The organism is Azospirillum canadense (assembly GCF_025961225.1).
Classification (GTDB): domain Bacteria; phylum Pseudomonadota; class Alphaproteobacteria; order Azospirillales; family Azospirillaceae; genus Azospirillum; species Azospirillum canadense.
In genome coordinates, this window is the sequence record NZ_JAOQNG010000007.1 from 457,575 (window position 1) to 473,689 (window position 16,115).

Here is a 16,115-nt window from a genome sequence, read left to right on the forward strand (position 1 = left end):
TGTTCTCGAATGCGTTTGGTCGGTTGGGCCGGGGTTGGTTTGGCCCGATCAGCGCGCCGGGCGGCGCAGCCGCTCGGCGATCAGGAGAAGGGCCATTACGATGACGAAGACGACGAAGGAGACCGCGGCCAGCGTCGGGTTCAGCTGCAGGATCATGTCGTCCCACATCTGCTTGGGCAGCGTGGTCTTGACGCCGCCGCCGACGAAGATGGCCACCGACAGCTCGTCGAAGGAGGTGATGAAGGCGAACAGGAAGGCCGCCACCAGCCCGCCCCGGATCAGCGGAACGGTGACCAGCATCAGCGTCTTGAACCGGTTTGCCCCCAGCGTCGCCGCCGCCTGATCCAGGCGCCAGTCGTGGCCCTTCACCACGGCGGAGATGGCGATGAAGGCGAAGGGCAGGGCCAGGACCGTGTGCCCGATGACGAGGCCGATGTCGGTGGCGACCAGCCCGATCTGGGCGAACAGGTAGAACAGCCCCACGGCGAACACGATGCGCGGCACGATCATGGGCGCCAGGAAGAAGGCGAAGATCGCCCCCCGCCAGCGCGAGGTGGAGCGCGCCAGCGCCAGCGCCGCCAGCCCCGCGACCACCGTCGCCAGGATCGCGGTGGCGAAGGCCACGCCGAAGGACCGCACCGTGGCGCCCACCCAGACGTCGGATTCGAAATAGACCCGGAACCAGTTCAGGCTGTAGCCCGGCGGCGGAAAGTCCAGGAAGGGAGAGCTGGTGAAGGCGATCGGCACGACCACCAGCGCCGGGGCGACGAGAAAGACGATGACGGCGGCGGAATAGAGCGGCAGCAGCCAGGCCATGGCGCGGGGGCCGACGACACGGCCGGCGGCACCACCCAGCGTGGTCGACCCTTTGGCGAGTGCGGCCAGCAGACGCATGCCCGCGGCGCGCAGCCGGCCCTGGGCGCTCCCGGCCCGGCCGGAGCCTTCGCCCGACAGGGTGGACAGGCCGAACATCCGGTCGTAGACCCAGCAGGTGACCAGCGCCGCCACCAGCATGAAGGTGGAGAGCGCGCCGGCGAAGGCCCAGTTCAGCATCTCCTGGATCTGCGCGATGATCAGCTGCGCCAGCATGGTCTGCTGCGGCCCTCCGAGCAGCGCCGGCACGATGAAGAAGCCCAGCGAGGAGATGAAGGTCAGCAGGCCGGCCGCCGCCACGCCGGGCAGCGACAACTGGAAATAGACCAGCCAGAAGCTGTTGACGGGGGAGGCGCCGAGCGTCCCCGCCGCGTCCACCAGCCGGCGGTCGATGGTGGTCATCACCGGCAGCATGGTCAGCACGGCCAGCGGCAGCATGGCGTGCACCATGCCGGCCATCACCCCGAACTCGTTGTGCAGCAGCGGCAGCGACGGCAGGCCGGTCCCGGCCAGGATCTGGTTGATGACGCCCTTCTGGCCCAGGATCACCATCCAGGCGAAGGTCTTGACCAGATAGCTGGTCCAGAAGGGCACCATGACGAACAGGACCGCCTTGCCGCGCGTCCGTTCCGGCAGCTGCGCCAGCCAGTACGCCAGCGGATAGCCGAACAGCAGGGACAGCAGCGCCGTCAGGCCGGAAATCCGGAAGGTGCCGAGCAGCACCCGGAAATAGACGCTGGTGTCGACGATGCGGGCGTAATGTTCCCCGCTCCAGGTCCCGGCGTCGAGGTCCTGGACGCTGAGGCCGAGCAGCCGCGCCACCGGGACCACGAAGAAGACGGTGAGGAAGGCCAAGCCGGGTGCGGCCAGCCACAGCGGCCCGAAGCGCCAGCGCCGCGGCTCGGTGTCGGCCGCCCCCTGGAAGGTCGCGGCGCTCATGACACGAGCACTCCGGCTTCGGCCCGCCAGCGCACGGCGACCCGGTCGCCCGGAAGCGGCGGGGCCAAGCCCCGGCGCAGCCGGACGGTGACGGTCGTCCCGCCGCCCAGCGCCACCAGCACCCGCGTCTCCGATCCGGCGTAGACGGTGTCGACGACCTCCCCCGACACCTCGTTGTCGCCCTCCCCGTCGAGGTCGAGCTGTTCGGGACGGACGACCAGCGACGCCTCGTCCTGGTCGGGCAAGGCCTCCCCGGTCAGGCGGAAGCTGCCGTCGCTGGTGACCAGCACGGGGGTGCCGTGGGCGTCGCGCTGCACGCGCCCGCGGAAGATGTTCGACACGCCGATGAAGTCCGCGGCGAAGGCGGTCTTCGGCCGCGCGTAGATCTCATGCGGGGTGCCGATCTGCTCGATGCGCGCGTGGTTCATCAGGCAGATGCGGTCCGACATCGCCAGCGCCTCCTCCTGGTCGTGCGTCACGTAGACGATGGTGGCGCCGGTTTCCCGGTGCAGGCGCTTGATCTCCTGCTGCATGTGCTCGCGCAGCTTTTTGTCGAGCGCGCCCAGGGGCTCGTCCATCAGGATGATGGAGGGCTGGTAGACGAAGCAGCGCGCCAGGGCGACGCGCTGCTGCTGCCCGCCGGACAGCTCCTTCGGGAACCGCCCGCCGAGGTGGCCGAGATGCACCATGTCGAGCGCGCCCCGCGTCCGGGCCTCGACCTCCGCCGCCGCCATGCCCCGCATGCGCAGCGGAAAGCCGATGTTCTCGGCCACCGTCAGGTGCGGGAACAGCGCGTAGTGCTGGAAGACGAGACCTATGTCGCGCTTGTGGACGGGGGTACGCGTCTCGTCCTTGCCGTCGATCAGGATGCGCCCGCCGCTCGGCTCGACCAGGCCGCAGATCATCTGCAGCAACGTTGTCTTGCCCGATCCGGACGGGCCGAGCAGGGTTAGGAACTCCCCGGCCGGGACGTCCAGCCGGGTGGGCTGCAGGGCGGTGAAGCTGCCGTACCGCTTCGTCAGGTCGTCGACCTGCAGCTTCGGCGCGGCGACCGGCGCCGCCGACCGGGATTGGATGGATTGCGCCGTGCCGTGCGTTGCGAGCATGACGACGGGTCTCCTTTCGAACGGGCTGGTCAAACGGGCTGGCGTCAGCCGAGGATCCAGGCGTTGAAGCGCTCGTTCATCTTGGCGCGGTTGACGCTCCACCAATCTTCCTTGGCGATGGCCATGGTCTTCAGATTGGCCTCGAAGGTCGGCAGGGCCACCGCGCGTTCCTTCGGGATGGATTTGTAGGCGTCGAGGTTGGTCGGGCCATAGGCCAGCACCTCGGTGAAGACGGCCTGACGGGCGGCGTCGGCGCAGAACTTGATGAACTGGCGCGCGGCGTCGGCGCGCGGATTGCCCTTGGGGATGCCCCAGCCTTCGATGGAATAGAGGCCCTGGTTCCAGGATATCTTGACCGGCGCGCCGCCGTCGATGGCCGCCTGGGCGCGCGCGTTCCACAGGGCGATCATGTCCACCTCGCCGCTTTGCAGCAGCTGGCTGGACTGGGCGCCGCCGGTCCACCACACGTCGATGTGCGACTTGATGCGATCCAGGCTCTTGAAGGCACGCTCCACGTCCAGCGGGTAGAGCTTGTCGAGCGGCACGCCGTCGGCGAGCAGCGCCTGCTCCAGCGTGTCGATGGGGTTCTTGCGCAGCGACCGGCGGCCGGGGAATTTCTCGACGTTCCAGAAGTCGGCCCAGCTCTGCGGCGCGTTGGCGGCGAACTTGTCGGCGCGGTAGCCGAGGATCGTCGAATAGACGTCGGTGCCCATCCACAGCGGGGTCAGCGCCTCGGGCATCAGGCCGGGGACGTCGGCGGCGGTGAAGTTCAGCGGTTCCAGCAGGTTCTGCTTGTTCAGGATGTCGCGGGCGGACAGGGTCAGCGTGCAGACGTCCCAGGTGTAGGACTTGGTCTCCACGATGGCCTTGAACTGGGCGGTCGGCTCCGCCTCGCGGGCGACGTTGATCACCTTGATCCCGGTGGCTTTCTCGAACGGGTCGTAGAAGGCCTTGCGGAAAGCCGGGCTGTACGGGCCGCCGGGATCGGCGACGGTGATCTGGGTCGCGGCGGCCGAGGCCGGACGGAGCAGCCCGGCCGGCAGCGAGGCGCCGAGCGCGATGCCGGCGGCCCCCTTCATCAAGCTGCGGCGGTTCATGGAAAAGCCGGACGTCTTGCGCATATCGAGCCCCCTGTTCGTTGACCGGGCGTCTCTTGACCCGGTTTTCGTTGTGCGTCGCGAACCGCCGCCTGTTCCCGGCGGTCTTCCAAGCCAGGCGCCCGGGTCAGGCGCGCTTGGCGGCACGCTTGGCGAGGAATTCCTCCATCATCCGAGCCGGCTCGCCCGAGGCGTAGGCCTCGCGCTGGATGCGCACGCCCGCGGCCAGGCAGTCGCGGAAACCGGCTTCGGTCATCTCGCGGAACCGCTGCTTGTCCAGGCGCATGGCGACCGGCGGCTTGGCGGCCAGCTCCTCGGCCAGCGCCAGGGATTCGGCCATCACGCGGTCCTGCGGGACGATGCGGTTGATCAGGCCGATGGTGTGGCACTCCTCGGCGTCCATCAGGCGGCCGGTCAGGGTCAGGTCCATGGTGCGGGCGAGCCCGATCATTTCCTTCATGATCCAGGGGCCGGTCGTGCTGGCGATGCCGGAGTTGATTTCCGGCTGGCCCATGCGCACGCCCGGATGGCCAATGCGGAAGTCGCCGAGCAGCGCGACCTGGAAGGCCGACCCGGCGGCGATGCCGTTCAGCGCGACGACCAGCGGTTTCGACAGGGTGCGCATCCGGTGGTACAGCCGCTCCCACTCGCCGACCCACTCCTCCGCCCGGTCGGCGTCGAAGCTCTTGGTCTCGTTGAGGTCCTGCCCGGCGCCGAAAGCGCGGTCGCCGGCGCCGGTGAGGATGATCGCGCGCACCGCGGCTTCCCCTTCGAAGCGGTCGAACGCGGCGACGAGGTCGTTGCGCATCGCCTGATTCCAGGCGTTCAGGATTTCCGGCCGGTTCAGCGTGATGAGACCAACCGGGCCCCGCACCTCGGTGAGGATGAAATTGGACACGTTCCGCTCCTGTCGAAGGTCGATCCGCAGCCCCGGGCGACCACCGCGCCGCAGGCTTGTATTGCAATGCAATACTTGATATTGAATAGCTTGGCTTGCTTCGATCGGGCTGTCAACGGTATCTCTCAGCGCAAACGTCCAGGACCGACGACCATGGCACCGCGCCGCCCCTCCGCCTCCGCTTCTTCCCCCGTGTCAGACATGGCCGAAAACGACAGCGACTCCGCGAAGGGCGGGGGTGGCCGCGCGTCCGATCCGTTGCTGGTGATGTCCGTGGAAAAGGCGTTCCGCGTGCTGCACGCGTTCGACGCCACACGCCCGACGATGAGCCTGACGCAGGTCGCCCAGGTGGTCGGCATGGACAAGAGCGCCGCGCAGCGCTTCACCTACACGCTGGAAAAGCTGGGCTATCTGCGCAAGGACCCGGAAACCAAGCGGTTCGAGCTGACGGTGCGGACGCTCGACCTCGGCCACCATTACATGCGGAGCAACGCGCTGCTGGAACGCGCGATGCCCTACCTGATGCATCTCAGCAAGGAAACCGAGGAGACGATCAACCTGACCGTGCTGGACGGCACGGAAATCGTCTTCGTGTCACGCTTCATGAGCCGCCACGTGCTGAACACGGACGTCAGCGTCGGCACGCGGATGCCGGCCTATTGCACGGCGCCGGGCATCGCGATCCTGTCGCGGCTGCCGATCGACGACGCCATGGCGCTGCTGGACCGCACGGACCTGCGCCCCTACACGCCGCACACGACGTGGCGGCGGGAGGATTTGCAGGCGAAGCTCGAACGGGCCGCCGCCCGGGGCTACGCCACGGCGTTCGAGGAGTATTACCACGGCGACCTGTCGGTCGCCGCGGCCGTCCTCGGCCCAACCGGCGTTCCGGTCGGAGCGATCAACATCGCGGTGTCCCGGTCGCGCTTCACCGCCCAGGAGGCCGAGGAGCGGTTCTCGCCCCTGGTCGTGGCCGCGGCCGGCTCCGTCTCCCTCGGGGGGCGGCTGCCCGGGGTGCAGGCGTCCACCGCCTATGGGCCGGGCCGGGGGTGACCGGGCCGGACGCGCATGGGCAGCCTGCGGGATAAGCGCGGGCGATCAGGTCCGGAGGGACGAGGCCATGCGTGATACGCCGGCCATGGCGCAGACGCGGCGGGCTTTGCCGGCAAGGCGCTGCCGAATGGTCGGTCGTTGAATGGACTGCCGGTGCGCGGCGGCGTTGCTGGCGCGCAGCGGCAGGAACACCCGCATGCTCAACGTCAGGAGGATCACGGCCATCGAGGCGGAAAGCAGAATGCCCACGACCGTCACCGATTCAGGACCAAAGACATCCGGCATAGCGCGCTCCATCCGTTCGACCCCCTGCATGGTTCACCGTTTCGGGGTGGAACACATTGACGCGCGTCAATTCTGTTGTTGCAAAACCGGAAGCGCCGCCAATCCCGCATCACGGCGCCATGCCGCCGTCACAGTGCAACGGCCGCCGAAGCCAATCCCGCGACGATCAGCACCGCGCCGGCGGCCCGCGATACCCAGCGCAGCTCCGCCACGTACATCTCCAGCAGGATGAACAGCGTGACGCCGACCATCCACGCGAAGCTCATGGCGCCGATGGCGATCATGCCCAGCATCAACAGCCAGCAGCAGCCGATGCAGTACAGGCCATGGTGTGCTCCCATGAGAAGGGCTCCCCATGCGCCGTCGCGCCAACGGGACAGGAAGAAGGTGAAGGGCGATTCGCAGTGTGTGAGGCAGGAATTCTTCAAAGGGCTCCACTGGTAAGCACCGAGCAGAACGAACGCCGCGCCCCGCACCAAGCCGTTCTCCATCATGTGCGACGACAGCGCCCCGGTGACGGACAGACACCATTGCAGCACCGTGGCTCCTGTCGAGAAGCCCAGCCATGCCGCGAAGTACCCGGCGAGAAAGGCCGCCGCCATTACCGGACGGCGGATTACCGGACGGCGGGCGCCCGACGGCGGGCCGTGACCAAGGCGGGCCAGGGCCGCAACCCAGGGGAACACCACGGGGACCATCATGGCGACCATCATCACCATCCACATGGACAGGGTGCCCCAGAACGCCAGGGCACCCCCATGCGCGATGTGGTGGTGATGCGCCCCCGCGTTCCCCGCCGGTGCGCTGGCAGTCTCCAGCACCTCCAGGCTTATGGCGACCCAGGCGATCACCACGAGCGCGGTCAGCAGCGCCTTCAGCAACAGCGCGCGCCGCTTCGGTACGGCAACCGCCACATCCATGCTCATCGCGTTGGATCCTCCCGGCCTTAGAACTGCCCGCTCCAGGAGAACTGCGAATGCAGGGAGTGCGTGTTCCTGGTGATGAGATTGTAGGGAGCGTCCGTGTACTCGGTGCTGCCCATGTCCAGAACCTGGGTCGAATCGTGGATCTGGTTGTAGGAATTCACCAGGCGCACCGCGCTCTCCCGATCACGACCTTTCAGCCAGGAGATGACGCTTTTGAAGAACGTGCCCGCCGTCAAGGTCTTGACTTTGCCTTCGTCGCCGAACGCGATGGGCACCAGCCGCGTCTCTTTCCGCTCGGCGACGAACTGCGCCAGGATCTTCCATGGCCCGTTGACCTCGCCGCTGACGATCCGCTCGATCGCGCGCTGCTGGTCCGGGGTGGCGTTGTGGTCGATGTAGGTGGTGATGATCCAGTTTCCGGACGCCATGTGCTGCGGCGTGTCGTAGATGATGATCGCGTTCAGCCCCTCCAGCGGCACACCGCCGAATTCCCCCTCACGAAAATTGATCCCCCAGTAGCCGAGGCAGCGCTCATGCGTGCACAGCTGGCTGAAGTGAAAATGTCCGGGACAGACGATTTGGCAATTGCAGTTCTCGAACAGCAGGCCTTTCGCCCACCATTTGGTTGGGGTGTCCGTCATCATTCACTCCTGCAAGATTCCCTGGCGTGTCCGATCCTTCACGCCGAGGCGTAGGTGCTCCCCAGCGCTCGCCCCATTCGTCGGCGATGGCGGACGTGGAGTGTCCGATGGCAGCCTTCGCCTGGCAAACGCGGCGATTTCACCTATGCGTGAATTTTATTCACTCAGCTTCCGCGAAGAGCGCAGACGGCGCCGACGCTCGCATCAACCCGTGAATCCATTTGCGGAATTCCACAACTTCCCGCCGCACCAGCAGATCGGCACTGGTCACCAGCCAATAGCCGGTTGAGCAGCGGACCGGTGGCCCGAGGACGGGGACGAGACGACCGGCGGCGATGTCCTGGGCCACCACCGGCAGTCGGCCGATTGCCACGCCCAATCCCAGCGCCGCGCTTTCCAGCGCCATGTGGACGGTGTCGAACCGCATGCCGCGATCCGACGGCGGAGTTTCCACCCCGGCGAGCCGTGCCCACGCCGCCCAATCCTCCGACACCTCCACCACATGCAGGAGGGTGGCGTCGGCGAGGTCCTCCGGCGCGCGCAGCGAACCGGCGAGCGCCGGCGCGCAGACCGGGACCAGATCCTCCATCACCAAGCATTCGGCGTGCAGGTCCGGCCAGTCGCCCCGTCCCATGCGGATGGCCAGATCAAAGCCGTCGCGCGGGAAACGCACATGGTGGTGCCCGGTGTGGACCGACACCTCGATGTCGGGATGCCGGGCGTTGAAGGCGGGCAGGTTCGGGATCAGCCAGCGCAAACCGAAGGTGGGCGGAACGCTGACCGACAGGCGGCCGCTCGGACGCCGACCGGGAAGGCTGTCGGTCACGACCGCGAGTTGCTCGATGGCGTCGTGGACATGGCGCAAATAAATGACGCCCGCCTCGGTCAGCGCCAATCCCCGCGCGGCCCGCACGAACAGCGGGATGCCCAGCCAGCATTCCAGCGATTGGATGCCGTGGCTCACGGCGCTGGGCGTGAGGTGCAGTTCCTTGGCGGCCAGCTTGAAGCTCAGATGCCGCCCCGCCGCCTCGAACAGGCGCAACGAATTCAGTGGCGGCAGCCGGTATGCCATGACGTTCTCCCCCGGCCGGCCGCACGGTTCCCGGTCTCCGGAACACCGGACGCTGCCTGCACTTCCTGTCGCCCGGCATTCCGCATCATGCTCCCCTCCGCCCCGGAGTCCGGCCCGCGCCGCAGCGCGGGACCGGTGCCACACCCCATTATCACACCCGGCGTCCGGTAGTCTTCCCGCATGGCGATCGCGCGACGGCAATCGTCAGGTCGGATTTCACGGTGACAGCGCCTCGATGATCCGACACTCGGCCATGCGGTGCCCGCCGCGGCACTGGTGGGCCAAGCGATCGAGTTCCTCGCGCAGGCGCTGAAGGTCCGCGATCTTGCGGTCGACCTCGTGCAGCTGCTGGAGCACGAGCGCATCGACCTCGCCGCAGGGCCGGTCCGGCTGGTCGGCAAGGGCGAGCATGGAGCGCACGGTCTCAAGCGGGAACCCAAGGTCCCGGACGCGCCGGACGAAGCTCAGCCGCCGGACGTGCTCCGCGCCGTAGGACCGGTAGTTCCCCGCTGTGCGCGCGGGTTCCGGCAGGATGCCGATCTGTTCGTAGAAGCGAATAGTCTCCGGCTTCGTGCCGGTCGCCTTGCCCAGCGCCCCGATCGTCAGCTCCGATTTTCCCTCCATGTCCCCTTGACCCTCTAGTTGCTAGAAGGTCCATCTTACCGAACGGACGGCGCGACCGCAGCATCCGATGCCGCGTGCCACACACTGATGCATGCCCCGATGAGATCAACTCATCGGGGCATGGCATCGGCGGCGACTGCCGCCGCGCGGGCACATGCCCGCGGAGCCAAGCCGGCGGCCCGTTCAAAGCGAGCGGGCGGTGCCGGCGATTGAGGCCCGCTGATCGGTTACGATCAGCGGGAATTGGTATGAGTCGGTTGGAGTTCGTCATGCAGGAGAAGACCTCCGCTCTGGTCGCGGACGCGGGCAAGCAATCTCTGCGCTACAAGGTGGCGGGCATGGACTGCCCCAGCTGCGTCACCAAGGTCGAAACCGCGTTGCGCCGCGTTCCGGGCGCCGATGACATCGGCCTCAACTACCATACGCAGATCCTGCGGCTGACGCTGGACGAGGCGACGACGTCCCGGGCGAAGCTTGAGGACACGATCCGCAATCTCGGCTACGGAGTCGAGCCCCAGGGCGATCTGCGCGTCGTAGCCGATCGTCCCGCCGGTGAGGTGGACGAGACGGCCGCGTCCGAGGAACGGCCCTGGTGGAGCACGCCCAAGGGCCGGCTGGCCATCCTCATCGGCATTCTCGTCGCGGCAGGCTATCTGGCGTCGTGGCTTGCCCCCGTTCTGGACGCCTACGCCCTCGCCCCGGCCGCGCTGGTCGGTTTGACGGTGTTCGGCCGCCGCGCCCTCTCGCTGGCCCGTGTGGGGTCCCCCTTCAGCATCGAGATGCTGATGTCGGTGGCCACCCTGGGCGCCCTGTTGATCGGCGAAACCGCCGAAGCGGCCGTCGTCGTGCTGCTCTTCGCCGTCGGCGAACTTCTGGAAGGCGTGGCGGCGGGCACCGCCCGATCCGGCATCAAAGCGCTGTCGAGCCTGGTTCCCAGGACCGCGCTGCTCGTCGACGGGGAGTCCGCCCGCGCGGTTCCAGCCGCGCGCCTCGAAATCGGCCACGTCGTCCTGGTCCGCCCGGGCGACCGGGTCGCCGCCGACGGTGAGGTTATCGAGGGCGAGTCCGACGTGGACGAGTCCCCGGTCACCGGCGAGTCCGTCCCTGTTCCCAAGCAAGTCGGCTCGTCCGTCTTCGCGGGCGGCATCAACGCCACCGGCGCGCTGCGGATCCGGGTTACGCGGACGGCGACCGACAACACCATCGCGCGGATCATCCACCTCGTCGAGGAGGCGCAGGCCAGCAAGTCGCCCACGGCGCGCTGGATCGAGCGGTTCAGCGCGCGCTACACGCCCGCGGTGATCGCGGTGTCGGTCCTCACCGTCCTGGTGCCGCCGCTCGCCTTCGAAGCCGACTGGCACACCTGGATTTACCGCGGCCTCGCCCTGCTGCTGATCGGCTGCCCCTGCGCCCTGGTTCTGTCCACCCCGGCCGCCATTGCCTCGGGCATCGCCGCCGGCGCCCGGCGCGGTCTCCTGATCAAGAGCGGCGCCGCGCTGGAGGCGATCGGGCGCGTTCGGACCATCGCCTTCGACAAGACCGGCACGCTGACGCAGGGACGCCCGCAGGTGACCGACCTCGTTCCGCTGGTCGGAACCGAACGCTCCCTGCTCGGCCTCGCGGCGGCCGTGGAGAACGGCTCCAGCCACCCGATCGCCAAGGCCATCCTGGACCGCACCGCGGCCGACGGCGTGCCGCTCCGTCCGGCCCGCGGCCAGAAAGCCATCCCCGGAAAGGCGGTGCAGGGCGTGGTCACCGGGAAGCTCATCGAAGTGGCCTCGCCGCGCCATGCCGTCGAGCGCTGCGGCCCGCAGGGCATTCCCTCCGACCGCATCGCGGCTCTGGAGGACGAGGGCAAGACCGTGGTGGTCGTTCTCGCCGATGCCCAACCGGTCGGCCTTGTCGCCCTTCGCGACGAGCCGCGGCCCGATGCCGCCGAGGGAGTGGCCCTACTGCGCGGGCTCGGCGTCCGCAGCGCCATGCTGACCGGCGACAACGGCCGGACCGGACAGGCCATCGGCCGTGGGCTCGGCATCGACGTGAAGGCCGACCTGCTGCCGGAGGACAAGCTCCGGGAGATCGCGGCGCTGCGGGCGCGGGGCCCGGTCGCCATGGTCGGCGACGGCATCAACGACGCTCCCGCCCTGGCGGCGGCCGACGTCGGCATCGCCATGGGCGGCGGCACGGACGTGGCGCTGGAGACCGCCGACGCCGCGCTGCTGGGCAACCGGGTCGCCGATGTTGCCGCACTGGTCCGCCTGTCGCGCGCGACGATGGCCAACATCCACCAGAACGTCGCCATCGCCCTGGGGCTGAAGGCGGTCTTTCTGGTGACCACGCTGAGCGGCGTGACGGACCTCTGGCTGGCGATCCTGGCCGACACCGGCGCCACCATCATCGTCACCCTGAACGCGCTGCGCCTGCTCCGCCAGGGCAGGTAAGGAACGGTCCATGTCCGACCCGGCAGTCCTGGCCCGGAACCCTACAAACATATTCTGATCACTTGACGCTCGGAAACTCGAAGATCGTCGGGATCGGAACGCCGCGCCGGATGTCCCGGACCCAGCCTTCCTCCTTGAGCAGGTGGGCCTGCGCCGCGGCCAGCACCGCATCGGCCTGTTCCAGAGGGACGACGACCACCCCGTCGTCGTTGCCGAGCACGAGGTCGCCCGACCGCACCGGAACGCCGGCCACCGAAACCAGACCGTCCACCGTGCCGCCGAAGCCGTGGTGAGGGCCGCGTGGGACCACCGACCGGCAGAACATAGCGAAGCCCGCCTTGCGCATGTCGGCCACGTCGCGGACGGCGCCGTCGATCACGGCCCCGCCCAGACGGCGGTGGACGGCCTCCTCCGTCATCACGCCGCCCCACACCGCGGTGTCCTCGACCCCGCCGGCGTCGACGATCACGATCTCACCGGGGCGGGCGGCGCTGATGAGGGCGCAGATCGGCCCGCAATCGCCGACCATGGTCGTCACCGTGCGGGCTTGGCCGCACAGGCTTTGGCCTTCGCGGATCGGCTTGATCGCGGCGCTCATCACCTGGGTGCGGTTCATGCAGTCCGACGCGACCGCCGGCGGGATCGCCCGCCAAGCGTCGAGTTCCTCGTCGCTGAGGACCCGGAACGGGGTGTCCTGTTGAAGGAGGGCCATGGCGTGTTCCTGATTCTTGTGTTGGGGGCCCGTGTTGCGGGGCCGCAGTTTCAGCGAGCCTGGGCGTCCCAGCCGGGGTTGACGTTGTTCCGCAGCCGCCCCTCGAAGAGGTAGTCGAGCAGGATTTCCGCGGAGAAGGTCCGCATGTCGAGGTAGCCGGCCTCGGAGTAAAAGGCCGCGTGCGGCGTCACGACGAACCGCCCGGCGAGCCACGCCTCGTCCCGCTGCCAGGCGGCGAGCAACGGCGGCGCCGGCACCGGCGGTTCCTTGGGCAGCACGTCGAGGCCGGCGGCGGCGAGGTGGCCGCTCTTCAGCGCGTCGTGGACGGCGTCCACGTCGACCAGCCCGCCGCGGGCGATGTTGAGCAGGATGCCGCCGGGCTTCATTTGCGCCAGCTCGTCCCGGCCGATCATGTTGCGGGTCTCCGCCGACAGGGGCACATGCAGGCTGACGACGTCGGAGCGGGAGAGCAGCTCGGGCAGCGTCCTCACCCGCTCGATCCCCAGCCCCAGGTCGTGGCCTTCCGGCAGGTAGGGGTCGACGTAGATCACCTTCATGTCGAAGGCCGCGGCGCGGCGCATGATCGCGGTGCCGATGCGCCCCATGCCGATGGCCCCGAAGGTGGCGCCCCGGATCCGGCGGACGACGGGCACGTCCTCCGCCCGGAAGCCGGCCGCAAGGTCGGCCTTCAGCCGCGCCTGGTAGGTGCCGAGCCCGCGCACGAGGTGCAGGAGCATCGCCAGGGCATGGTCGGCCACCTCCGTGGTGCCGTAGTTCGGCACGTTGGACAGCGGGATGCCGCGGGCGCGGCAGGCCGCGCCGTCCACGTTGTCGAAGCCGACACCGACGCGGACGATCAGGCGGCAGTTGTCGAGCTTCGCGACGACCTCCGGCGTAATCCGCATGCGGTGCCAGACCAGGATGGCGTCGCACGACCGCCAGGCGTCGTCGGGAATGGCCGCCGGGTCGGTCTCGTCGAAGACCATGTAGTCGATCCGGTCGCCCGTGACGCCGCGCTCGACGTCGAGGTCGCGCAGATGGGCGTCGGGCACCAGAACCTTGAGGGGCTTCGTCATGGTGTTCCTTGGTGGGTTTGCCTGTCCGGTTGGCGTTCCAGGTCGGCCGGTCACAGGACCTTGTCGAGGAAGGCCTTCAGGCGTGGGTCGTTCGGGCATTTGAAGAGCCGGCCGGGCGGGCCGTGCTCCACGATCACGCCCTTGTCGGTGAAGAAGATCTCGTCCGCGACCTCCTGGGCGAAGCGCATCTCGTGCGTGACCAGCACGCAGGTCATGCCTTCGCGGGCGAGGTCGCGGATGACGTTCAGGACCTCGCTGACCATTTCCGGGTCGAGGGCGGCGGTCACCTCGTCGAACAGGATGACGCGCGGCTGCATGGCCAGCGCGCGGGCGATGGCGACGCGCTGCTGCTGCCCGCCGGACAGCTCGCCCGGATAGGCGTTCTCCTTCCCGGTCAGCCGCACCTTGGCGAGCAGGGCCAGCGCGCGTTCGCGCACCACCGCCGGCTTTTCGCCCAACACCTGGACCGGCGCCATGGTCAGGTTCTGCAGGACCGTGCGGTGCGGGAAGAGGTTGTACTGCTGGAACACCATGGCGACCTCATGCCGGAGCGGCACGAGTTCCTTGTCCTTCTTCAGCGTCTCCACCGCGAAGGAGCCGACCCGGACGGTGCCGCGGTCGATGGTGATCAGGCCGTTGATGCAGCGCAGGATCGTCGACTTGCCCGAGCCCGACGGCCCGATGATGCACACCACGCCGCCGTCGCGGACGGACATCGACACGCCCTTGAGCACCTCGATGGAGCCGAAGGACTTGTGGACGTCCCGCAGTTCGATGAGCGGGGCGGATGACTGGTCTTGGGTCTGTGGTTTCGGGGCCGGTTGGCCTTGGATCGGCTGGACGTCTGTCATTTGCGCACTCGCACCCGTTGCTCCAGCCAACGCGTCAGGATGGCGATGGGAAAGCAGAAGAGAAAGAAGAGGTAGAGGATGTAGAGGTAGACCGCGGTCGCCACGTGGTCGCCGTCGCTGGCGATGACCGTGCGGGCGACCGACAGCACGTCGTGAGTCCCCGTCACCACGACCAGGCTGGAGCCGATGAACAGCATCGCGTAGGTCGTCATCAGGTTCGGCGTCATGATCGGGATCGCCTGGGGGACCACCACGCGCCGCAGGATCTGGAGCCGGCGGTAGCCGAGGGCGCGCGCCGACTCCCACTGGCCGGTGGGCACGGATCCCACGCCGCCGCGGAACACCTCCGCGATGTTGGCCGTGACCGGCAGCGCCAGGCCGATGGTCGCCTTGATCATCGGCGAGATCTCGACGAACCGGCCGAAGATCCGCACCTCGAAGGGCAAAAGGTAGAGCATCGCATAGAGCACGACCAGCCAGGGCGAATTCCGCAGCACGTTCATGACCAGGACCGACGGTCCGCGGATCACCGCCGACTGCGAGATCATCCCGACGCCGAGCGCCGTGCCGGCGACCGCGGCCAGCGCCATCGCCCACAGGCTGATGACGATGTTGGCGGCGAAGCCCCCTTCGAAGGCGGAGAAATCGGCCGACCCGCTGAGCAGCAACGGCGTCCGCCCCGCCACGCCGCGCAGGATGGCGCCGCTGTCCGCGCCGTAGACCGCGACGAACAGCGCCACCAGGACCAGCGTGACACCCAGCACACCGACCAGGAAGATTTTGACGTGTGCGTTCATGGCCGTCACGACCCGTAGCCGGGGATGCGGACGGTGGTGGCGATCCGGCGGACGATCAGCACGGCCAAGCCGGTGATCATCAGGTAGACCACCCAGATCAGCAGCATGACCTCAAGGTTGCGGAACGTCTCCAGCATGATTTGCGTGGCTCCGTACATCACGTCCGCCACGGCGACGAGCACCGCCTGGGACGAGGTCTTGATCAGGCTGACGATGTTGCTCGCCATCGGCGGGATGCACAGCCGCAGGCCGATCGGCAGCTCGACGTGGCGGAAGGTCTGCAACCGCGTGTAGCCGAGGGCGCGAGCGCCCTCCACGGTCTGCGACGGCACGGCGAGCAGGCCCGACCGGATGATCTCCACCGCGATCGCCCCGTTGTAGAGGCCGAGCGAGAGCACCACGCAGGTGAAGCCGGTGAACAGCGGAATGCTCCGCCCCGTCGCCGGGTCGGTGAGCGTCAGACCGATGTCCGACAGCATGAAGTACAGGAAGAACAGCTGGACCAGCGGCGGCGTGTTGCGGAACAGCTCGACGAAGATGGTCGTCGGCGTTTGCAGGTAGCGTACGTTGAGATGGAGGAAGGCGGCGCCGACGATGCCGATGACGAACATCAGCACGATTCCGAAGAGGCTGAGAAGGATTGTCGTGCCGATTCCGTTCAGCAGCCACCGCTGGTACAGCGGGTCGAACAGCCAAGCGAAATCCAAGGTCATACCGGCCGCCC

General features: G+C 68.3%; 16 protein-coding genes. 2 read left to right on the forward strand and 14 right to left on the reverse strand.

Annotated features, from left to right (window positions below; genetic code table 11):
• Positions 1-48: 48 nt before the first annotated feature.
• From M2351_RS29830 to M2351_RS29845, 4 genes are all read right to left on the reverse strand, one after another.
• Positions 49-1,812 (reverse strand): ABC transporter permease subunit, encoded by a 1,764-nt coding sequence (locus M2351_RS29830; protein ID WP_264659659.1) that lies wholly within the window; start codon positions 1,810-1,812, stop codon positions 49-51.
• On the reverse strand, positions 1,809-2,918 hold the full coding sequence (locus M2351_RS29835) for an ABC transporter ATP-binding protein (protein WP_264659660.1): 1,110 nt from the start codon (positions 2,916-2,918) through the stop codon (positions 1,809-1,811). Before M2351_RS29835 ends, M2351_RS29830 begins: the two co-directional genes overlap by 4 nt.
• A gap of 44 nt (positions 2,919-2,962) precedes the next feature.
• Positions 2,963-4,039 (reverse strand): ABC transporter substrate-binding protein, encoded by a 1,077-nt coding sequence (locus M2351_RS29840; RefSeq protein ID WP_264659661.1) that lies wholly within the window; start codon positions 4,037-4,039, stop codon positions 2,963-2,965.
• Positions 4,040-4,142: 103 nt separating this feature from the next.
• Positions 4,143-4,913 (reverse strand): enoyl-CoA hydratase/isomerase family protein, encoded by a 771-nt coding sequence (locus M2351_RS29845; RefSeq protein ID WP_264659662.1) that lies wholly within the window; start codon positions 4,911-4,913, stop codon positions 4,143-4,145.
• 201 nt (positions 4,914-5,114) lie between these two features.
• Here M2351_RS29845 and M2351_RS29850 point away from each other — a divergent pair, with 201 nt between their 5' ends.
• The gene (locus tag M2351_RS29850) at positions 5,115-5,966 is read left to right on the forward strand and encodes an IclR family transcriptional regulator (protein ID WP_264659663.1); all 852 of its coding nucleotides are present in this window, start codon (positions 5,115-5,117) and stop codon (positions 5,964-5,966) included.
• A gap of 45 nt (positions 5,967-6,011) precedes the next feature.
• Here M2351_RS29850 and M2351_RS29855 read toward each other — a convergent pair whose 3' ends face one another.
• The 5 genes from M2351_RS29855 to M2351_RS29875 form a co-directional block, all read right to left on the reverse strand.
• Positions 6,012-6,281 (reverse strand): hypothetical protein, encoded by a 270-nt coding sequence (locus M2351_RS29855; RefSeq protein ID WP_264659664.1) that lies wholly within the window; start codon positions 6,279-6,281, stop codon positions 6,012-6,014.
• 98 nt (positions 6,282-6,379) lie between these two features.
• Complete coding sequence (locus M2351_RS29860; RefSeq protein ID WP_264659665.1) at positions 6,380-7,177, reverse strand: DUF2182 domain-containing protein; 798 nt, start codon at positions 7,175-7,177, stop codon at positions 6,380-6,382.
• A 20-nt stretch (positions 7,178-7,197) separates the two neighbouring features.
• A complete protein-coding gene (locus M2351_RS29865) occupies positions 7,198-7,821 on the reverse strand; it encodes a DUF1326 domain-containing protein (protein ID WP_264659666.1) in 624 nt (207 codons plus the stop codon).
• Between the two features lie 157 nt (positions 7,822-7,978).
• Positions 7,979-8,890: a transcriptional regulator GcvA gene (gcvA, locus tag M2351_RS29870; RefSeq protein ID WP_264659667.1), complete on the reverse strand. Its 912-nt coding sequence runs from the start codon at positions 8,888-8,890 to the stop codon at positions 7,979-7,981.
• Positions 8,891-9,106: 216 nt separating this feature from the next.
• Complete coding sequence (locus M2351_RS29875; protein ID WP_264659668.1) at positions 9,107-9,514, reverse strand: MerR family transcriptional regulator; 408 nt, start codon at positions 9,512-9,514, stop codon at positions 9,107-9,109.
• A gap of 269 nt (positions 9,515-9,783) precedes the next feature.
• On the opposite strand from M2351_RS29875, the gene M2351_RS29880 reads away from it, so the two are divergent.
• On the forward strand, positions 9,784-11,955 hold the full coding sequence (locus M2351_RS29880) for a heavy metal translocating P-type ATPase (protein WP_264659669.1): 2,172 nt from the start codon (positions 9,784-9,786) through the stop codon (positions 11,953-11,955).
• Between the two features lie 58 nt (positions 11,956-12,013).
• On the opposite strand, the gene M2351_RS29885 is transcribed toward M2351_RS29880, so the two are convergent.
• From M2351_RS29885 to M2351_RS29905, 5 genes are read right to left on the reverse strand one after another with little or no spacing between them, the layout of a single operon-like run.
• Positions 12,014-12,667, reverse strand: coding sequence for an RraA family protein (locus M2351_RS29885; RefSeq protein ID WP_264659670.1), 654 nt, complete (start codon positions 12,665-12,667; stop codon positions 12,014-12,016).
• A gap of 50 nt (positions 12,668-12,717) precedes the next feature.
• Positions 12,718-13,743, reverse strand: a complete 1,026-nt coding sequence (locus M2351_RS29890; protein WP_264659671.1) for a C-terminal binding protein — start codon at positions 13,741-13,743, stop codon at positions 12,718-12,720.
• Between the two features lie 50 nt (positions 13,744-13,793).
• Positions 13,794-14,594: an amino acid ABC transporter ATP-binding protein gene (locus M2351_RS29895; protein ID WP_264659672.1), complete on the reverse strand. Its 801-nt coding sequence runs from the start codon at positions 14,592-14,594 to the stop codon at positions 13,794-13,796.
• The gene (locus M2351_RS29900) at positions 14,591-15,391 is read right to left on the reverse strand and encodes an amino acid ABC transporter permease (protein ID WP_264659673.1); all 801 of its coding nucleotides are present in this window, start codon (positions 15,389-15,391) and stop codon (positions 14,591-14,593) included. Before M2351_RS29900 ends, M2351_RS29895 begins: the two co-directional genes overlap by 4 nt.
• 5 nt (positions 15,392-15,396) lie before the next feature.
• Positions 15,397-16,104, reverse strand: a complete 708-nt coding sequence (locus tag M2351_RS29905; RefSeq protein WP_264659674.1) for an amino acid ABC transporter permease — start codon at positions 16,102-16,104, stop codon at positions 15,397-15,399.
• Between the last annotated feature and the right edge of the window lie 11 nt (positions 16,105-16,115).

Excerpts from the sequence above, each read along its gene's own strand:
- M2351_RS29885 (WP_264659670.1), bottom strand. The coding sequence starts at position 12,667 with ATGGCCCTCCTTCAACAGGACACCCCGTTCCGGGTCCTCAGCGACGAG.
- M2351_RS29830 (WP_264659659.1), bottom strand. The coding sequence starts at position 1,812 with ATGAGCGCCGCGACCTTCCAGGGGGCGGCCGACACCGAGCCGCGGCGC.
- M2351_RS29840 (WP_264659661.1), bottom strand. The coding sequence starts at position 4,039 with ATGCGCAAGACGTCCGGCTTTTCCATGAACCGCCGCAGCTTGATGAAG.
- M2351_RS29905 (WP_264659674.1), bottom strand. The coding sequence starts at position 16,104 with ATGACCTTGGATTTCGCTTGGCTGTTCGACCCGCTGTACCAGCGGTGG.
- M2351_RS29895 (WP_264659672.1), bottom strand. The coding sequence starts at position 14,594 with ATGACAGACGTCCAGCCGATCCAAGGCCAACCGGCCCCGAAACCACAG.
- M2351_RS29890 (WP_264659671.1), bottom strand. The coding sequence starts at position 13,743 with ATGACGAAGCCCCTCAAGGTTCTGGTGCCCGACGCCCATCTGCGCGAC.
- gcvA (WP_264659667.1), bottom strand. The coding sequence starts at position 8,890 with ATGGCATACCGGCTGCCGCCACTGAATTCGTTGCGCCTGTTCGAGGCG.
- M2351_RS29860 (WP_264659665.1), bottom strand. The coding sequence starts at position 7,177 with ATGAGCATGGATGTGGCGGTTGCCGTACCGAAGCGGCGCGCGCTGTTG.
- M2351_RS29850 (WP_264659663.1), top strand. The coding sequence starts at position 5,115 with ATGGCCGAAAACGACAGCGACTCCGCGAAGGGCGGGGGTGGCCGCGCG.
- M2351_RS29835 (WP_264659660.1), bottom strand. The coding sequence starts at position 2,918 with ATGCTCGCAACGCACGGCACGGCGCAATCCATCCAATCCCGGTCGGCG.
- M2351_RS29880 (WP_264659669.1), top strand. The coding sequence starts at position 9,784 with ATGCAGGAGAAGACCTCCGCTCTGGTCGCGGACGCGGGCAAGCAATCT.
- M2351_RS29855 (WP_264659664.1), bottom strand. The coding sequence starts at position 6,281 with ATGCAGGGGGTCGAACGGATGGAGCGCGCTATGCCGGATGTCTTTGGT.
- M2351_RS29900 (WP_264659673.1), bottom strand. The coding sequence starts at position 15,391 with ATGAACGCACACGTCAAAATCTTCCTGGTCGGTGTGCTGGGTGTCACG.
- M2351_RS29875 (WP_264659668.1), bottom strand. The coding sequence starts at position 9,514 with ATGGAGGGAAAATCGGAGCTGACGATCGGGGCGCTGGGCAAGGCGACC.
- M2351_RS29865 (WP_264659666.1), bottom strand. The coding sequence starts at position 7,821 with ATGATGACGGACACCCCAACCAAATGGTGGGCGAAAGGCCTGCTGTTC.